Below are 17,139 nucleotides of genomic sequence, written 5' to 3' on the forward strand. Positions count from 1 at the left end.
TACGCCCCCCCCCCCCCCCCCCCTCCCCCCCCCCCCCCCCCCCCCCCCCCCCCCCCCCCTGCCCCCCCCCCCCCCCCCCCCCCCCCCCCGGGGCCGCTCACGGACGCGCCGCCGGCGCCAGGGAGAGGTTCCAGAACTCGGCGTAGCGGCCACCGCGGCGCAGGAGCTCGTCGTGGCTGCCCTCCTCGACGATGCGGCCGTCGTCCAGGAAGACGACGCGATCGGCGCGTCGGACGGTCCGCATCCGGTGCGCCACCATCACGACGGTCCGGCCCGCCATCAGGCGTTCGATGCCTTCGTGGACGGCGGCCTCGTTGACCGGGTCCAGTGCGGAGGTGACCTCGTCGAGGAGCACGACGGGCGCGTTCTTCAGCAGCGCCCGGGCGATCGAGACCCGCTGGCGTTCGCCGCCCGAGAGCCGTGCGCCGCCCTCGCCGACGTTGGTCGCCCAACCGTGGGGCAGCCGCTCGATGACCTCGTCCAGTCGTGCTGCGGTCGCCGCCGCCCGTACCTCGGCGTCGTCGGCGTCGGGACGGCCCAGGCGCACGTTCTCCTCGATCGTGCCGTCGAAGAGGTAGACGTCCTGGAAGACGATGGCGAACTGCGCCGCCAGGACCTCGGGGCTGATCGCGCGCACGTCCGCGCCTCCGACGCGCACCGTGCCCGCGTCCACGTCGTGAAACCGTGCGGGCAGTTGCAGCAGGGTGCTCTTGCCCGCACCTGAGGGTCCGACGACGGCGAGCCGCTGCCCCTGGGGGACGGTCAGTGACACGCCGTCGAGCACCGTGCGGGTGCCGTGCCGGAAGGCGGCGGACGTCAACTCCAGGCCGTGGCCGACCGGCTGGAGCGGTTCGCGGGCCTGCGGCAGCGGATCGGTGCGCAGCACGGTGTCGAGTCTCGCCAGCTCGGAACGGGCGGTGCGCAGTTTGCCGGCGATGTCCGTCAGCGACAGCAGCGGATCCGCACAGCGGGCGGCCAGCACCAGGATCGTCAGCACCTCCGCCGGACCGGCGCTATCGCCGAGGGCGAGGTGGGCGCCCAGGACGAGCAGCGCGGTGAACACCCCCTGGACCGTCAGCCCCAGGCCCAGTGCGCCGGGTAGCGCCGACAGCGTGGTGCGGCGGGAGGCGCGCCGAACGTCCTGCAGTGCGTCGTCCAGCAGCCGGAACCGCTCGGCGGTCCGGCCGCCGGCGCGCAGCACCGGCTGGGCCTGGAGGTACTCGACGACGCGCCCGGTGGCCTGCTGGTCGCGTGCGGCGCGCTGCTCGTCGGCGGCGGCCGTCGAGCGTCCCGTCCGGACCTGGATCGCGGCCACGACCGGTACGGCGGCCAGCGCGGCCAGCCCCATCTGCCAGTTGAAGGCGAGCATCACGGCGACGATCGTCAGGGGTGTCACGCAGGCGGAGACGGACGGTGCCAGCAGGTGCGCGATCGCGCTCATCGCCTGCAGGACGCCCTGGCCTGCCAGGGCGGACACCTGCCCGACGCGGTCTGCGCGGTACCAGCCGACGGGCAGCCGGGCCAGGTGGTCTCCGAGGCGGTGGTACATGCCGCGCAGCAGCTCGACGCCGACGCGGAATCCGGACCGGTCGCTGACGTAGCGCAGCGTGGCGCAGAGCGCGACCGCGGCGCCGAAGGCGGTCAGCCAGGGCCAGGCGTCGTCGGGTGTGCTGCCGAGCAGTGCCCGCAGCAGCGGGACCAGCAGGGCGTAGGACAGGCCCTCGGCCAGCGCGGTCGTCGTCATCAGGGCCACGGTGCGGCGCATCGGTCGGGCGTACTCGTGTCCCAGTACCCGGAGCAGCATGCGGATCATCGGGGTTCGTCTCCTGGCAGTGCGCGGCCGTGGGTTTCCACGAAGATGTGGTCGCTGAGTGCGCGGGGGATGGTGGCCTGCCCGTCGCCGGTGATCCGCACGCCGTCGGCGGTCGCCGTGACCGTGACCTGCTGGTGGGGTCGTATCCCGGCGTGCTTCAGGCGCAGCAGGACCGCGGGGTCGTTCTGGAGCACTTCGCCGATCCGGACGACCGTCACCGTGCTCTCCGCGGCGGTGGCCGCGTCCGTCATGGTGACGCAGGGGTCGAGGACGGCGCCGTTCGGATCCGACCCGGGTATCGGACTGCCGTGCGGGCAGGTGGTGGGGTGGCCGAGGAGGTCCGTCAGGCGGCGCTCCACCGCGTCGGACATCACGTGCTGCCAGCGGCAGGCCTCGACGTGGGCGTCCTCCCACTGAAGGCCGATCACGTCCACCAACAGGCATTCGGCGAGGCGGTGCTTGCGCATCACCCGCACGGCCCGCCGGCGGCCCGGCTCGGTCATCACCAGCCGCCGGTCGCCGGCCAGCCGTACCAGGCCGTCGCGCTGCATCCGGGCGACGGTCTGGGAGACGGTGGGCCCGCTCTGCCGCAGTCGTTCGGCGATCCGCGCCCGCAGTGGCACCACCCCTTCCTCCTCCAGCTCGAAGATGGTCCGCAGGTACATCTCCGTCGGATCGACCAGGCTGTGCGTCATCATGGGCGTTCCTCCCCCTTCGCGTTCCCGCCGGCGGGCGGTGCCCAGGCCCGTTCGGGCGGCGTGGCCGGACCGCTGCCGTCGGTGGCCGAGCCGCTCCCGTCGGCGGCCGCTGCCGTGTGGTGCCGCCAGAAGGCGGCGAACTTCCCGTCCTGCGCCCGCAGTTCGGCGGGTGTGCCGCGCTCGACGATCTCCCCGTGCTCCAGCACCACGACGGTGTCGGCGTCGGCGACCGTCTCCAGGCGGTGGGCGATGACCAGGGTCGTCCGGTCGCCCCGCAGGGCCGCCAGGGACCGGCGCACCGCCTGTTCGGTCTGCGGGTCGGCGAAGGCGGTGGCCTCGTCGAGCACCAGGACGGGCGTGTCGGCGAGCAGGGCGCGGGCGAGCGAGATCCGCTGTGCCTCGCCGCCCGACAGGCCGGCCTCGTCGCCGATCACCGTCCGGTATCCGCGCGGCAGTTCGAGGATGCGGTCGTGAATGCCGGCGAGCCGAGCGGCGCGTACCACGTCGTCGAGGCCGGCGTGCGGCACGGCGATTGCGATGTTGTCCGCGACCGGGGCGCGCAGCAGGCGGACGTCCTGGAAGACGAAGGAGACCGTCCGGTGGAGTTCCCGGCTGCCGAGCTCGCGCAGGTCGACGCCGCCGAGGAGGACCGAGCCGTGGGAGGGGTCGAAGAACCGGGGCAGCAGCTGGACCAGTGTGGACTTCCCGCTGCCGGACGGTCCGACGATCGCGGTGACCGTCCCCGGTTCGAGTACCAGGTCGATGCCGCGCAGCACCTCGTGCTCGGTGTCGTAGCCGAACCGGACGCCGCGCAGCTCCACCCGGTGGCCCTGTGCTGCGCGCGGACACGCGGGCTCGGGCAGCGGCTCGACGGCGAGCACGTCCCGGATCCGGCCGACCGCGCGCCGAGCGGCCTGCAGGTCGTCGAAGCCGTGGAAGAGCGCGGCCATCGGAGCGGTCAGGCCCAGTCCGAGCAGCAGGAAGGGCAGCAGGTCGGCGGGGGCCAGGTCGGCGGTGGTGATCAGGGTGGCACCGCCGGTCAGCACGACCAGCAGCACGAACGGCGGCGACAGCAGCACCTGCATACCCGCACCGATGCCGGAGAGCGAGTGCACCACCCGCTGGAAGATGTCGGTGAAGTCGTCCGCGGCGGTACGGAACCTGTGGTGGGCGCGCTCGCCTGCGCCGAACGCCTTGACCACGGCGATCCCCTGGACGAACTCGACGGCCGAGTCGGCGATCCGCCCCATGGCCCGGTCGAGGTCCGCCTGCTCGCGCTGCCGGGCCGGGGTCATCAACCGCGGGACCAGCGCCAGTGCCAGCACCACCGGTGTCAGGGTGATCAGGGTGAGCCGCCAGTCGACGGTGAACAGGTAGACCAGCGACACCAGCGGGACGACGAACGCGGAGACGAGCTCGCCGGGGGCGTGGGCGATGAACGGGTGCACGGCGCTGACGTCCTCCCCCACCACCTTGGCCAGCTCGCCGGTTCGGCGCCGCGAGAACCAGCCGATCGGGACGCGCCCCAGCCGGGCGGCGAGTTGCCGACGCAGCGACAGCTGCACCTGGTCGTCGAGCAGGTGCCCGATCCCGGACGACGCGGCGGTGAACAGCAGCCGGACGAACAGGCCGGCCGCGCCGGCGATCACGACGGTCCGGACCTGGCCGTGGTCGACCGGGCCGGGCGACAGCAGTGTGCGGCCCAGTTCGACGACCGCCAGCAGCGGCACCAGGCCCGCGACGGCGCCGATCACCTGCAGGACGACGACAGCGGCGAAACGTAAGGCGAAGGGGCGCAGCAGCCCCGCCACGCCGTGTCCGGCCACAGGCCCGGCATCCGGTGGCGGTGTGGCCTGCTCTCTCGTCCTGGCAGGGTCGGTGGTGGTCATCGTCATCGCGTCTTCGTCCTTCGTCGGTCTCGTCGTGGCCGGGCCCGCCCTGGTCAGGCCGTCGGCCGTGCTTGCTGGGGTCACCTGCGTGCTCGTGGCGGGTGACCGTTCGTCGCCGTCGGTGCGGTGCTCACGCCGTGGCGCCCCCGGTCGGCGTGCCCGCCCGCGGCTGCGGCACCGCCCGGGGGCGCGGCCGGTCCTGACAGCGGGCGCGCCGGGGCCTGCGGCGGGTTCGTCCGGTCGGTGCCGGGCGGCCAGTTCCGGGTGGTCAGTGCCGGGCGGGGACCGGATCGCGCTCGTCCTGCTCGTCCTGCGCCGGAGCGCCGGTGCGCCGCAGAACGGTGAGGGCGACGAGGGCTGCGGCGGCCAGGAGCGTGGCGCACAGGGTCAGGCCGAGCGCGTATCCGCCGTTGAGGGCCTCGGGTGTGGCGCTTTGGCCGGTGCGGCGCTGGGCGGCGGTGCCGAGGACCGCCAGCCCGAGCGAGGCGCCGATCTGGCGCGAGCTGTTGAGCAGGCCCGATGCGGTGCCGGTCTCGTGGGGCGCGACGCCGGCGGTGGCGGTGGAGACGATCGGTCCCAGGCAGAGGCCGAAGCCGACACTGGCGACGGTCGAGGGGCCCAGGACATCGGTGCTGAAGGCGCCGTCCGGGCTGATCAGGCCGAACCAGGCGAACCCGGCTGCGGTCAGGAGCGCGCCGACGACCAGGACGGTGCGGGGAGCGAGACGGTAGCCGAGCTTGACGGCGAGTACGGACCCGGCGACCACTCCGAGGGCGAACGGCAGGAACATCACCCCGGTCAGCGCCGGCCCCGTCCCGAGGACCCGCTGGAGGTAGAGCGACATGAAGTAGAAGGCCGAGGCCATGGCCGCGCCGACCAGGAGATTGAAGGCGTTCGCCCCGACGACCGAGCGGTTGGCGAGCAGGCCGAGGCGGACCAGCGGTTCGCGGGCCGTGGTCCGCTCGACGTGGACGAACGCGGCCAGCAGCGCGACGGCTACCGCCAGGGTCGTCAGGGTGGTCGGCGAGGTCCACGCGTACTGGTCGGTGCGGACGATGCCGAACACCAGCAGCGTCATGCCCGTCGCGGCGAGGACGGCGCCGAGCACGTCCGGACGTCCGCCGCGGGCGGTCGGCAGGCCGGGGCTGATGCCGCGCCAGGCCAGGGCGAGCGCGCCGGCGGCCATCGGCACGTTCACGAACATCACCCAGCGCCAGCCGACGTACTCGGTGAGCAGGCCGCCGATCAGGACGCCGAGGGCGCCTCCGGCGGCGTTCATCGCGCTCCACACGCCGAACGCCCGCACGCGGGCCTTGCCGGCGGGGAACGTCGTGGCCAGCATCGCGAGTGCGGCCGGGGCCAGCGCGGCGGCCCCGACGCCCTGCGCGGCCCGGGCGGCGATCAGATGGCCCGGCTCCTGGGCGAAGCCGCCGACGAGCGAGGCGAGGCCGAACAGGCCGAGCCCGATCAGCAGCACCCGCTTGCGGCCGTACCGGTCGGCGGCCTTGCCACCGAGGAGCAGCAGCCCGCCGAAGGTGAGCGCATAGGCGTGGATCACCCAGGTCAGGCCCACCGCGCTGAAGCCGAGGCCCGTGGCGATCTCCGGGAGGCCGACGTTCACAACCGACAGATCCAGCGACACCATGAACTGCACAACGGCCACCACGGCAAGCACAAGCCCTGGCCGAGCCCCCGAACCGATTGTCATCGCACACTCCGTCCCCACCATCGTCCCGACTTTCGGAACATGTTCCGAAAGTAGCACCCGAGATCGGCCGTTGTGAACACGGGACGGCCGAAACACGCTCGGACCCGCGATCGGACTCCGACCCGTACCCGGCTCGCCGCGGCGACCGGCGGGAGGGCATGATGGGGCGATGTCCCGACCGCCCGCACCGCACGGCCGCACCGGCCGGCCACCCGTCACCTCCCGTGCGCAGATCCTGGAGGCGGCCCGCCGACTCATCGACCAGGACGGCTGGGAGAAGCTGACCGTCCGTCGGCTGGCCGCCGAGATCGGCATCGGGGCGACCACGCTGTACCACCACATCCGCAACAAGGACGACCTGCTGATCCTGCTGCTCAACCACTACGCCGGCGAGGTCGAACCCCCCCAGCTGCCCAGTGACCCGGGCGAGCGCATCGTCGTGGCCGCCGTCGCGATGCGGGACGCCCTCGCCGCCTGGCCGTGGGCCGCAGAGGTCCTCTCCGCCGACGGCTTCGTCGGCCTCCTCGACGAGTCGGCCCTATGGATGGTCGAAGCCGTCCTGGCCGGCGCCGACGACCACGGCTGCACACCCGCACAGTCCGTCGACGTCTTCCGCAGCGTCTGGTACTACACCGTCGGCGAGGTCCTCGTCCGCGCCCACACCGCCCGACGGCTCACCGACAGCCAGCACCTGACCTTCCGCGACTCCTTCGACGCGTCCCAGGTGCCCCACCTGGCCGCCGTCGCCGACCAGTGGGCCGGACTGGCCGCGCGGGACATCTACCCGGAGACACTCCGCACGTTCGTCGACGGCCTGCTCGCGCGGGCCACGACCCCGGCGCCCCCGCACGGCGGCGGATGAGCGGCCGCGATCCCGTTACTCCGGCGGGCGCCGCCCCGCCCCTGCCGTCAGCGGTGGCCAGCGTGGAGCTCGCATAGAAGGCGGGTCGGAGCCGGGCCGGATGGGTGCCATTGGCAGAACGCGCCTGGGCGGGTGCCGGAACCGACGGCACCCGCCCGCGGTGGCATGTCGGCGTATCAGGTCAGCTTGTCCGCTTGGTGTTCCGGCGAGCAGATGATCAAGTCGATGGCGGTGTCGAAGCCGTAGTGGGTGTTCACGGCCTGGTCGACCGCTGTGTCGGCGGTGGTGAATGAGTCGGCCAGGCCGCGAAGGAAAGCGGCGAGCTCCGCGGACTCGGCGGGGGCGGTGCGGGTCACGCGGCGGCTGCGGCTTTGCGCGGCAGCGGCAGCTGGAAACCACTGGAGCAACACGACCTGCCCCCGCACCCGCACGCGACGCCCACCGAGGTGACCGTGGGCCGCTGGGGCGAGCTCAACGTCTTCGCCTGCCCCACCGACCCGGGCCACCCGCACCGCTGGAGCATCCAGTAGGCCGCCGGGCCCAGGCCGGCCCAGCGGCCCCGGGGGCCGGTCAGGCGGAGGCCCGCTCGACGAGGTCGGCCAGCGCGCCCGCCAGGGCGTCGAGCCCGGGGCCCGCCGGGCCACCGGGCTCGTCCATGTAGAGGTCGCGGCGGATCTCCACCATGAGCGCGCTGACGTTCGCGGCCTTCCCGTAGTACCGCAGCGGCACGTACGTCCCGGCGAACGGGCTGTCCAGACCGGTGCCGCCGAAGCCCGCGAACGCCTGCTGCGCCGCGTCGAGCAGGGCGGCGGGCGTGTGGAAGGGGTCCGTGCCGAGGCAGATCGGCGGCCGCGGCCCGTCGCCGTGCAGCTCGTACGGCAGGGCCTTCGTCGGGTACGAGTGGACGTCGATGACCACCGCGCGCCCGACCGCTTCGAGGCGTTCCGCGACCGCGGCCGTCACCGCCTCCGCGTACGGGTGGAAGTAGCGCTCCAGCAGCGGTTGCCCGTCGAAGCCGGCCGGGCGGAGCTCCTCGCGGTGCGTGGTCCGGGTGTAGACCGCCCCCATGCCGGCGGCCAGCATCTCCTCGCGCTCGTCGGGGAAGCGCTCGGGGTCGATGACGAGGCGGGAGAGCCGGTTGACGAACCGCCAGGGAGTGACGCGCGCTGCCGCTGCCGCCGCGGCGGCGATCTCCGCCGTGTGCGCGTCGGTGATGTGGTCCAGTTCCCGCGCGAGCGCCTGGTCGTCCGGCACGATCCCGGCGCGGACGTCGGCCGGTATCGCTCGGGAGGAGTGCGGGACGTGGAGGATCACGGGGGAGTCGGGCGATCCGGGGTGGAGCCTGAAGGAGACGGAGGCGTCGGTCATCTGTCCCTCGCTGTGTGTCGGTCCTGTTGATGAGGTGTCACCTCATCATGTCCGTCTGACAGCCGGCTCGCTGCGGCCAGGGGGCGAGGTGGAGGGGGCGCCGGGGAGGCGGCCGGGGCTCCCCGGCGCGCCGAACCGCGTACCGGCCCCCTCCCTCCCAGGATCTCCCTCATGACGAACATTCCGGGCTCCCCGGGGCGGCGCGGGCCGAGCACCCGGGGGAGCGGCCGGCGGCGGGTGGCGGCCCGGGTGGCGCGTGCGCTCTCGCCGCGGGGCGCGCTCGCGTTGAAGAGCGTGGACGGCGCCCTGTCCTTCGCGCTGCGCGCCGCGCTGGCGATGGCGCTGCCGGCGGTGCCGATGGCCCTGGCCGGGCGGGCCGAGCAGGCCGTCTACGCGATGCTGGGCTCCTTCACCACCACGTTCGGCCACAACCTGCCCTACCCGCGCCGCGCCCGCGCACTCGCGCTGGTCGCGGTGGCCATGACGGCGTGCGTCGGCTGCGGCTCGGCGCTCGCCGCGTGGGCCCATCCGCAGGACGGGGGAGCGGGCGCCGCCGTGGTGGTCGCGGCGATGGCCGTGGTGGCCGGTGCGGCGAAGTTCGCCTGCGACGCGGCGCGGCTGAGCGGGCTGGGCGCGGTGCTGCTGCTCTTCTCCTTCACCGTGGCGGCCAACGGCTCGCCGCGCCCGGCCGACATCCTCCCCCAGGCCGGCCTGGCCGCCCTGGGGGCGGCCGTGGCCTGGGCCCTGGCCGTGGCGGGCTGGCTGGTCCACCCGGACCGTCCGCAGCGGCTCGCCGTGGCCGGGGCCCTGCGCGAGCTGGCCGGGCTGTGGGAGTCGACCGGTGCGGGCGGCACGGTCGCGGGCGGCGGAACCAGGCCCGCCCGGCACCGGGCGACCGCCGCCGTTCTGCAGGCGTACCGGACGCTGGGCGTCATGCCGCCGACCGCGGCCGAGTGGGGCGGCCGGGGCGGTACGTGCCTGCGCCTGACCGACCTCTCCTGGTCGCTGCTGATCGGCTCGGTCCGCCGGCCGCCGGACGACCCCACCGGCCTGTCCCGGCACCTGCGCGGCCAGGTCCGCCTGCTGGTGAGCCGTCGCCACCGGGATCCGCCGCTGCTGCCCGAGCTGTCGCTGCTGGCCGCGGTCACCCGGGCCGGCCCCGGCCCCGCGGCGGGCCCCGACCCGGCCCCGGCCGGTCCCACCACCCGGCGCGCCACCGAACTGCGCGCCGCACAGCTGGTGACGGGGCAGCTGGTGGCGGGGCGGTGGCGGGGCGGCCCCGGTCACGCGTCGGTCCTGCTCGTTCCCGCCCTGCGGATGGTCCTCGGCACCGGGCTGGCGGGAGGGGCGGCCCTTCTCCTGGGCCTCGGTCACGGCTACTGGGCGGCGATCTCCGCTGCCGCTGTGCTGCACTCGGTCAACGTCCGGACGGCGACCCAGCGCGCCGTCCAGCGCACCCTGGGCACGGTCGCCGGACTGGCGCTCGCGCTCGGCGTACTGGCCGCGCACCCCGGTCCGGTGGTGCTCGTCCTGGTGATCGTGCTGCTGGAGTTCCTGCTGGAGTACGTCGTGGCCCGCAACTACGGTCTCGGCGTCGTCTTCCTCACACCGCTGGCGCTGCTGCTGACCGACCTGGTCGCTCCCTCACCGGCCGAGGCCCTCGTCACGGACCGGGCGCTGGCCAGCATCCTGGGGATCGTCATCGCGCTGGCCTGTGCGCTCGTGGTGGTCCACGACCGTGCGGCGGTCCGGGCGGAGCGCGCGCTGGCCGCGTGCACGGAGGCGTCCGAGCATGCCGAGCACGCGTTGCGCGAACGCCTGGAGTCGTCGTTCCCGGTCGTCCAGACACATCTGGCGGCGGCCGTGGTGGAGTTGCACGAGGCCGACGACGCCGCGGCGGGCGAACTCTGGCCGGCCGAGATCGATCCGACCGAGCTCGCCGCCGCGGAGCGGCGTGCCTACCTTCTCCTGGAGCGGTTCGTGCACCGGCGGTGAGCCGGCCTGCCGTCAGGCGGTGGGGTCGATGGTGACCTTGACGTGTTTCATGATCGGCTGGTCGCTCTGGGTGCTGTAGTCGCCGATCGCGCAGAGCACGTTCATCTCCGGCATGTAACCGGCCGCGCAGCCGCGGGGGATGTCGTAGGGGATGGCGAGGTAGCCGTTGAGGGACCGCTTGCTGCCGTCCCTCGCGGTGCTCGTGATGTCGACGGGGCCGAGGTCGGCGATCCCGCGTTCGCGCATGTCGGCGCGGTTCATGAAGACGAGCGTGCGCAGGTTCTTGATGCCGCGGTAGCGGTCGTTGTCGGAGTAGATGGTGGTGTTCCACTGGTCGTGGGACCGCATCGTGCCCAGGGCCAGCGTGCCGGGGGCGGGGACGACGTCGGGCAGGGCGGCGGCGGAGAACTCGGCGCGCCCGGACGGGGTGAGGAAGACCAGCTCACGGGCGGGCTGCCGGATGCGGAAGCCGAGCGGCAGGCGCACCCGGCGGTTGAGGTCCTCGAAGCCGTCGAGGACCTGGGCCATGGTGTCGCGGATGCGGTCGTAGTCCTCGATGTACCACTCCCACGGCGTCCCGCTGTCGGGCAGGGCGGCGCGGGCCATGCCGGCGACGATGGCCGGCTCGGACAGCAGGTGCGGCGAGGCGGGGCGCTTCATGCCGACCGACAGGTGGACCATGCTCATCGAGTCCTCGACCGAGGTGCTCTGGATGCCCTTGCGCTGGTGGTCCTTCTCGGTGCGGCCGAGGCACGGCAGGATGAGCGCCTGCCGGCCGTGGACGACGTGGCTGCGGTTCAGTTTGGTGCTCACCTGGACGGTGAGGTCGCAGGAGCGCAGCGCCGCGTAGGTGTACGGGGTGTCGGGCGCCGCGAGGGCGAAGTTGCCGCCCATGCAGACGAACACCTTCACATCGCCGCTGTGCATCGCCTTGAGGGTGTTGACGGTGTCCAGGCCGTGCTCGCGCGGCGGCCTGATCCCGCAGACCTCGGCGAGGCGGTCCAGGAACGCGTCGCCGGGGCGGTGGTCGATGCCGCAGGTGCGGTTGCCCTGGACGTTGCTGTGCCCGCGTACGGGGGAGGGGCCCGCGCCCTCCCGGCCCAGATTGCCGCGGAGCAGCAGCAGGTTGACGATCTCCCGGACGGTGTCGACGCCGTGTTCGTGCTGGGTGAGCCCGAGGCACCAGCTGATGATGGAGCGGTCGGCCTCGCCGTACACGCGCGCCGCCTTGAGGATGTCGGCGCGGGTCAGCCCGGACTGCTTCTCGAGCTCCTCCCACGGCGTGGCCTCGCACAGCGCGCGGTACTCCTCGAAGCCGGCGGTGTGGCGGTCGATGAACTCCCGGTCCAGGGCCTTGGGGTCGGAGGCCGACTGCTCCAGGATCGCCTTGGCCATGCCGCGCAGCAGGGCCATGTCGCCGCCGATGCGCGGCTGGAGGTTCAGGGTGCTGGTGCGGGTCGGCCTGAAGAGGGCCATGTCCACCATGTCGTGGGGAATGATGGTGCGGGTGGCCGCCGCCTCGACGAGCGGGTTGACGTGCACGATCCGGGCGCCGCGGTGGTAGGCCTCGGCCAGGGCGGTGAGCATCCGGGGCGCGTTGGAGGCGGCGTTGACCCCCAGGATGAACAGCGCGTCGGCGCTCTCCCAGTCCTTGAGGTCGACGGTCCCCTTGCCGGTGCCCAGGGACGCCTGGAGGGCGCGGCCGCTGGCCTCGTGACACATGTTGGAGCAGTCCGGCAGGTTGTTGGTGCCCAGTTCGCGGGCCATCAACTGGTAGAGGAAGGTGGCCTCGTTGCCGAGCCGGCCGGAGGTGTAGTAGGAGGCCTGGTTGGGGTCGTCCAGCCCACGCAGGGCGCGGCCGACCACCTCGAAGGCCGCCTTCCAGCTGATCGGGACGTAGTGGTCCGTCGCGGGGTCGTAGACCATCGGCTCGGTCAGCCGGCCCTGGTTCTCGAGGTCGTAGTCGCTCCAGCCGGACAGCTCGGTCACCGAGTGGGCGGCGAAGAACTCGCGCCCGACCCGCTTGCGGGTCATCTCCCAGGTGACGTGCTTGATCCCGTTCTCGCAGATGTCCAGGTGCAGGCCCTTGGTGTCGTCCGGCCAGGCGCACCCTGGGCAGTCGAACCCGGTGTTCTCGTGGTTCATCCGCATGATCGCCCGCGGGCCGTCCACCAGGGCGCCCTCGCGCACCATGAAGCGGCTCACGCTCTTGGCCGCACCCCAGCCGGCGGCGGGGTGGTGGTAGGGGTGGAACTCCGGATCGCCCTCGGGGGCGGGCCCCACGGTGGCCTCCAGGGGTTCCTGTTCGTCACTGTTGGTGCTCACGACTCTCAACCCTTCCACCATGCGGGCATGACGGGACAAAACAGCGCTGTCGGGCGTTTCGGGCAGGCTATGCCCGCCGCTCCGGGCGCGCCATTCGATTCCCGGCGGCGCGGTGGACCCTCCGCACGGGCGTCCTCCTACGGCCGGGCTGCACCCGGGTGCACGTGCGGATACGCTGACGCTGCCCGCTCTCCGTCCGCATCCGATCGCGCTGCGTCCCGAGGCCCCCATGAACCACCGGTTGGTGCTTTCCGCCGTTCCCCGGCTCGCCGGCTCGGTGGTCCTCGGAGCGGCTGCCGGCGTGGCCGTCGGTGTGCCGACCAACCCGCCGCTGGGAATCCTCGCCGGTATCGCCGTGGCGGAGACGGTCTTCGTGGTGGCGGGGTGGCTCGTCCTGTGGCCGATGAACGCCACCAGCACCCAGCGCAACGTCGGGCGTGAGGAGTTCCGGCCCGTCGTCGAGGAACTCGCCGTCGTCGCGGCCGCCCTGTGCGGACTGGTCGGGATCGTGGTGCTGCTCCTGGTCGGCAAGTCGGACCTGAGCCAGGCAGCCGCGGCGACGGCGCTCTGCGGCGTGTTCATGGCCTGGGCGGCACTGCACCTGATGTACGCCACCCGCTACGCGTACCTCTACTACCTGCCGCCCGGGGGCGGGATCGACTTCAACACCGACGACCCGCCCCGGTACAGCGACTTCCTGTACTTCAGCTACAACCTCGGGATGACCTACCAGGTCTCCGACACCGGCGTCTCCAGCTCCACGCTCCGCGCCATCATCCTCCGGCACTGCCTGCTGTCCTACGTGTTCGGCGCCAGCATCCTGGCCACGACCATCAACCTGGTGGCCGGCATCGTCACGGGCTGACGGGTGGACGGTGCCGCAGGGGCCGCCCCGTCGCCCGTCCTCCCAAGCCGCCCGTCGCTGACCGTCGTCCGTCGTCACCCGTCGTTCGCGTCGCCGAGGGACAGTACGACGGCGGTCGTCCGACCCCCGGGCGCCTCGTAGCTGACGGTGTCGCCGGCGTGGCGGCCGATCAGGGCGCGGCCGAGCGGGCTGTCGGTGGTGACCAGGGGCCGGTCCAGTGCCTCGGCGAGCTGGCCGACCTGGACGGTGGTCTCCGTGCCGTCCGCGAACCGCACCGTCACGGTGCTGCCCACGCCGACCGCGTCGGTGCGGGGAGGGCCCGCCACGGCGGCCTGACGCAGGCGTCCGTCGATCTCGGCGATGCGGGCGTCCAGGCGGTCGAGTTCCGTGGCGCGCTGCAGTTCGTCGGCCTGGTCCGCCCGGTCGCCCACCTCCTCGCCGCCCCGCAGGGTGGCGGCGACCTTCTCGCGGTCGGTGCGCAGTTCGGTGAGCTCGCGTTCGAGTGCCTCGCGGGCGACGGCGCTGATGGGCTCTGCTTCACCGGTCATTCCTGGCTCCTGTGGGGCAGGCGGCACGGGTGAGTGCCGCAGAACGATTGCGGCGTTTTTCGAACATATCAGGCAACTCGCCGGACCGCGGTGGCGGGCCGGGGCCACCGGACGGGACCGGACCGGACCGGCGCGTCGCGGCCCGGCCCGGTCTCGCCAGGCCCGGGGGACCGCCGCCGCTCAGGTGAACGGTGTGCGATGGAGCGAGATCAGCAGGCGCCAGCTGTAGGCGGCGAGTTCGGCCGGGGTGGCCGGTACCAGGGCGTGGAGCCAGTCGGCGAGCAGGGCGGTGAAGGTCGCGGCGACCGCGGTGGCGACCAGGTCGGGGTGCGGGGCGCCGGCCAACTGCCTTTCGGTGCGGCTGCGTTCGCGGAGCTCGCGGTGGAGGAGGTCGCCCAGCGGGCCGGCGCCGCCGGGCCGGAGCAGGGAGCGGTAGACCGCCGCGTGCCGGTCGACGTCGGCGAGGAAGGCGGTCAGGGCGGGTGGCGGGGCGGCGGGGTCGGGGGTGCCGCGCCAGGCGTGCAGGGCATCGACGGCGTCCCGGACGACCTCGGCGCAGGCGTCCACGGCGAGGGCCTGGAGGTCCTCGTAGTGGAGGTAGAAGGTGGCCCGCCCGACGGCCGCCCGCCGGACCACGGCGGCCACGCTCACCTCGGCCAGCGGGCGTTCGGCGCACTCGGCGAGCAGCGCGGCGCGGAGCCGGGCCCGGGTGCGGTCGGCCCGTGCGTCGCTCATCGGGCGGCCAGGACGGCGGCGAGCGCGAGGGCACCGGGCAGGGCCTGGGCGAAGAGGATCCGGCGGTTGGCGGTCGCCGCGCCGTAGAGGCCTGCCACGACCACGCAGGACAGGAAGAAGACCTGGACGCTGAAGCCGGTCGGGTCGTCGGCGACCAGGCCCCAGACTAGGCCGGCGGCCAGGAAGCCGTTGTAGAGGCCCTGGTTGGCGGCCAGCGGTGCGGTGGCCTTGGCCATCGGCGCGTCGAAGCCGGAGAGTCCCCGGCCGGGCGCGCGCTCCCAGAGGAACATCTCCAGCACCAGGATGTATCCGTGCAGTGCGGCCACCAGGCCCACCAGTGTGTTCGCCACGATGCTCATGACAGGCTCCCTTCTGGACTGTTGTCCAGCAATCATAGACACATGTCCAGGAAGTTGGCGAACCTGCTTGGTTCAAGAGGTGAACTCTCCTGACTGAGGCAGAAGTTCGTTGCTTCACCTCTTGACCGTGGCGGGCCAAGGCGGGACAGTGTGTCGACCGCTTGAGAGCGCTCTCACCCCGCGCGCTCCTCCCGTTCCGCGTCCCCGTTCCCCGTCCCCGTTCCCCTCTCGTCCGCCGCGCCCCCACCGCGCCGAGGGAAGGCATCCCCATGACGGCACCCCCACCCGCCCCCACCCCCGCGCCGAAGGCCGCCGGCCACCGCCCGGCGTCCCACCACCGCCCGGCGTCCCGCCGCCGCCGGCCGCTCCGCAGCCTGCCGGTGGCCGCCCTCACCGTGCTCGCCCTCCTGCTCACCGGCCTCTGGACGGCGGCAGGCGCGCGGGCGGCCACCGACTACACCCAGTCGGCGGCCACCGCCGGCCCAGGCTCGGTCCGGTTCACCTTCACCCCGGCCACCCCCGCCGCCCTCGTCGACGTCCACTACCGGCCGAGCACCGGCGGCCAGCAGGACTTCCGGATGGCCCAGAGCGCGGGCAGCTGGCAGAAGACCGCCGACGGCCTGGCCGCCGGCTCCACGCTGGAGTACTGGTTCACCTACGAGAAGTCGGGCCCGCTCCACGACACCCCGCACTTCACCTTCACCGTCGGCTCGTCCGGGCCGGGTACCCCGGGCGGGGGCGGCGGGCCCGGCACCTTCCCGCTCACCTTCGCCAACAACACCCGGGGCGCCTACCCCGACTCCCAGGTCTACGTGACCGTGCTCGGCATGGTCACCCCCGGCCAGTGGTCCTACCTGAGGCCCGACGGCACGACCGCGCACATCGACCACCGCGATGCCACGGCCCCCGGCCATCTGACCAAGAACGGCGCCGCCTACCCGAACATGTCCTTCACCCTCGACCGGGCGCGCACCGTCCCCTCGCCGGCCTCGATCCGCGGCGGCCGGATCTACATCTCGCTCGGCTCGCCCCTGTTCATCCCCGTCTCGCCCGACGACCAGGGCTGGGGCGGGCCGGACCCGCGCAACCCGGCCGACCCCAACAACGACGTCTACTACGACTGGTACGAGTACACCTACGTCAACGGCGAGGTCGCGTTCGGCGGCAACACCACCCAGGTCGACGGATTCGGCTTCCCGCTGACCGCCCGGCTCCAGCAGTCGTCCAGCGGCTACGACACCACCGCCGGGATCACCCGGACGCGTGCCGAAGTGATGGCCGGCTACGCCGCGGCCGTCGGGCCGGCCTTCCGCCCACTGCAGGGCACGTACCGGATCGTCGCGCCGCGCTCGTCCGACCTCTTCCTGGCCGGTGGTGCGCAGCAGGGGTACCTCCAGCCGGTGATCGACCGGTTCTGGTCCACCTTCACGGCGGGCCAGTTCACCCTCACCCGGCTCGGCGAGACCTTCACCGGGCGGGTCGGCGGCAACACCCTGACCTTCACCAAGAACGGCGCCGGGCCGTTCCACCTGGCCAAGCCCACCTCGCCGGACGTGATGGCCTGCGCGGGCGCGCTGGCCAGCGGCAACGACACCGAGAAGCAGCTCGGCGCCGAGCTGTGCGCGGCCTTCCACCGCGGGGTCGCGCTCACCCCGGCGGAGTGGTACCGGCCCACTGCCTACTACCGCAGCGGCGTGGCCGGGAACGACTACGCGGCCTACCTGCACGGCGTCAGCCTCGGCGGCCGCTCCTACGCCTTCCCGTACGACGACATCAACGACCAGTCGTCCGTCCAGATCCTCGGCAATGCCAACCCGCCGACCGGTCTGACCCTCGGCATCGGCTGGTGAACCCGGCCCGGGGGGGGGGGGGGGGGGGGGGGGGTGGGGGGGGGGGGGGGGGGAGGGGGGGGGGAGACAGGATCAGAATATCCCACGGGAGCGGAAGAACGCGGCACGGGCGTAACGGAAAAAC

Annotated in this window: 15 protein-coding genes; 5 read left to right on the forward strand and 10 right to left on the reverse strand. The window is 73.4% G+C overall.

Features of this window, described 5'->3' with window-relative positions; translation table 11 throughout:
• Positions 1 to 97: 97 nt before the first annotated feature.
• From ACZ6NC_RS01855 to ACZ6NC_RS01870, 4 genes are all read right to left on the reverse strand, one after another.
• On the reverse strand, positions 98 to 1,813 hold the full coding sequence (locus ACZ6NC_RS01855; RefSeq protein ID WP_465727893.1) for an ABC transporter ATP-binding protein: 1,716 nt from the start codon (positions 1,811 to 1,813) through the stop codon (positions 98 to 100).
• Positions 1,810 to 2,508 (reverse strand): metal-dependent transcriptional regulator, encoded by a 699-nt coding sequence (locus ACZ6NC_RS01860; RefSeq protein ID WP_465728305.1) that lies wholly within the window; start codon positions 2,506 to 2,508, stop codon positions 1,810 to 1,812. Before ACZ6NC_RS01860 ends, ACZ6NC_RS01855 begins: the two co-directional genes overlap by 4 nt.
• Positions 2,508 to 4,406: an ABC transporter ATP-binding protein gene (locus tag ACZ6NC_RS01865; protein WP_465727895.1), complete on the reverse strand. Its 1,899-nt coding sequence runs from the start codon at positions 4,404 to 4,406 to the stop codon at positions 2,508 to 2,510. The genes ACZ6NC_RS01860 and ACZ6NC_RS01865 overlap by 1 nt, the downstream gene beginning before the upstream one ends.
• A gap of 262 nt (positions 4,407 to 4,668) precedes the next feature.
• Positions 4,669 to 6,108 carry an MFS transporter gene (locus ACZ6NC_RS01870; RefSeq protein ID WP_465727897.1) on the reverse strand — a complete coding sequence of 480 codons (1,440 nt, stop codon included), beginning with the start codon at positions 6,106 to 6,108 and terminating at the stop codon, positions 4,669 to 4,671.
• A 169-nt stretch (positions 6,109 to 6,277) separates the two neighbouring features.
• Here ACZ6NC_RS01870 and ACZ6NC_RS01875 point away from each other — a divergent pair, with 169 nt between their 5' ends.
• On the forward strand, positions 6,278 to 6,970 hold the full coding sequence (locus tag ACZ6NC_RS01875; protein ID WP_465727899.1) for a TetR/AcrR family transcriptional regulator: 693 nt from the start codon (positions 6,278 to 6,280) through the stop codon (positions 6,968 to 6,970).
• Positions 6,971 to 7,146: 176 nt separating this feature from the next.
• On the opposite strand, the gene ACZ6NC_RS01880 is transcribed toward ACZ6NC_RS01875, so the two are convergent.
• Entirely contained in the window at positions 7,147 to 7,326 is a 180-nt protein-coding gene (locus tag ACZ6NC_RS01880; protein ID WP_465727901.1) for a hypothetical protein, read from the reverse strand.
• A 15-nt stretch (positions 7,327 to 7,341) separates the two neighbouring features.
• Between ACZ6NC_RS01880 and ACZ6NC_RS01885 the strand changes: the two genes are divergently transcribed.
• On the forward strand, positions 7,342 to 7,500 hold the full coding sequence (locus ACZ6NC_RS01885; RefSeq protein ID WP_465727903.1) for a hypothetical protein: 159 nt from the start codon (positions 7,342 to 7,344) through the stop codon (positions 7,498 to 7,500).
• 40 nt (positions 7,501 to 7,540) lie between these two features.
• On the opposite strand, the gene ACZ6NC_RS01890 is transcribed toward ACZ6NC_RS01885, so the two are convergent.
• Positions 7,541 to 8,338: an N-formylglutamate amidohydrolase gene (locus ACZ6NC_RS01890; protein WP_465727905.1), complete on the reverse strand. Its 798-nt coding sequence runs from the start codon at positions 8,336 to 8,338 to the stop codon at positions 7,541 to 7,543.
• A 171-nt stretch (positions 8,339 to 8,509) separates the two neighbouring features.
• Here ACZ6NC_RS01890 and ACZ6NC_RS01895 point away from each other — a divergent pair, with 171 nt between their 5' ends.
• On the forward strand, positions 8,510 to 10,333 hold the full coding sequence (locus ACZ6NC_RS01895; RefSeq protein ID WP_465727907.1) for an FUSC family protein: 1,824 nt from the start codon (positions 8,510 to 8,512) through the stop codon (positions 10,331 to 10,333).
• Between the two features lie 12 nt (positions 10,334 to 10,345).
• Here the strand turns inward: ACZ6NC_RS01895 and ACZ6NC_RS01900 are convergent, their stop codons facing one another.
• On the reverse strand, positions 10,346 to 12,679 hold the full coding sequence (locus tag ACZ6NC_RS01900; protein WP_465727909.1) for an FdhF/YdeP family oxidoreductase: 2,334 nt from the start codon (positions 12,677 to 12,679) through the stop codon (positions 10,346 to 10,348).
• A gap of 208 nt (positions 12,680 to 12,887) precedes the next feature.
• Here ACZ6NC_RS01900 and ACZ6NC_RS01905 point away from each other — a divergent pair, with 208 nt between their 5' ends.
• Positions 12,888 to 13,523, forward strand: coding sequence for a DUF1345 domain-containing protein (locus ACZ6NC_RS01905; RefSeq protein WP_465727911.1), 636 nt, complete (start codon positions 12,888 to 12,890; stop codon positions 13,521 to 13,523).
• A gap of 74 nt (positions 13,524 to 13,597) precedes the next feature.
• Here the strand turns inward: ACZ6NC_RS01905 and ACZ6NC_RS01910 are convergent, their stop codons facing one another.
• The 3 genes from ACZ6NC_RS01910 to ACZ6NC_RS01920 all read right to left on the reverse strand — a co-directional run bounded on the left by ACZ6NC_RS01910 (position 13,598) and on the right by ACZ6NC_RS01920 (position 15,165).
• Positions 13,598 to 14,071 carry a GreA/GreB family elongation factor gene (locus ACZ6NC_RS01910; protein ID WP_465727913.1) on the reverse strand — a complete coding sequence of 158 codons (474 nt, stop codon included), beginning with the start codon at positions 14,069 to 14,071 and terminating at the stop codon, positions 13,598 to 13,600.
• A gap of 180 nt (positions 14,072 to 14,251) precedes the next feature.
• The gene (locus ACZ6NC_RS01915; protein ID WP_465727915.1) at positions 14,252 to 14,806 is read right to left on the reverse strand and encodes a TetR family transcriptional regulator; all 555 of its coding nucleotides are present in this window, start codon (positions 14,804 to 14,806) and stop codon (positions 14,252 to 14,254) included.
• Positions 14,803 to 15,165, reverse strand: a complete 363-nt coding sequence (locus ACZ6NC_RS01920; RefSeq protein ID WP_465727917.1) for a DUF1304 domain-containing protein — start codon at positions 15,163 to 15,165, stop codon at positions 14,803 to 14,805. The genes ACZ6NC_RS01915 and ACZ6NC_RS01920 overlap by 4 nt, the downstream gene beginning before the upstream one ends.
• A 269-nt stretch (positions 15,166 to 15,434) precedes the next feature.
• Between ACZ6NC_RS01920 and ACZ6NC_RS01925 the strand changes: the two genes are divergently transcribed.
• The gene (locus ACZ6NC_RS01925; RefSeq protein ID WP_465727919.1) at positions 15,435 to 17,015 is read left to right on the forward strand and encodes a glycoside hydrolase family 64 protein; all 1,581 of its coding nucleotides are present in this window, start codon (positions 15,435 to 15,437) and stop codon (positions 17,013 to 17,015) included.
• Positions 17,016 to 17,139 lie beyond the last annotated feature (124 nt).

This window comes from Kitasatospora sp. NPDC041988, assembly GCF_055588525.1.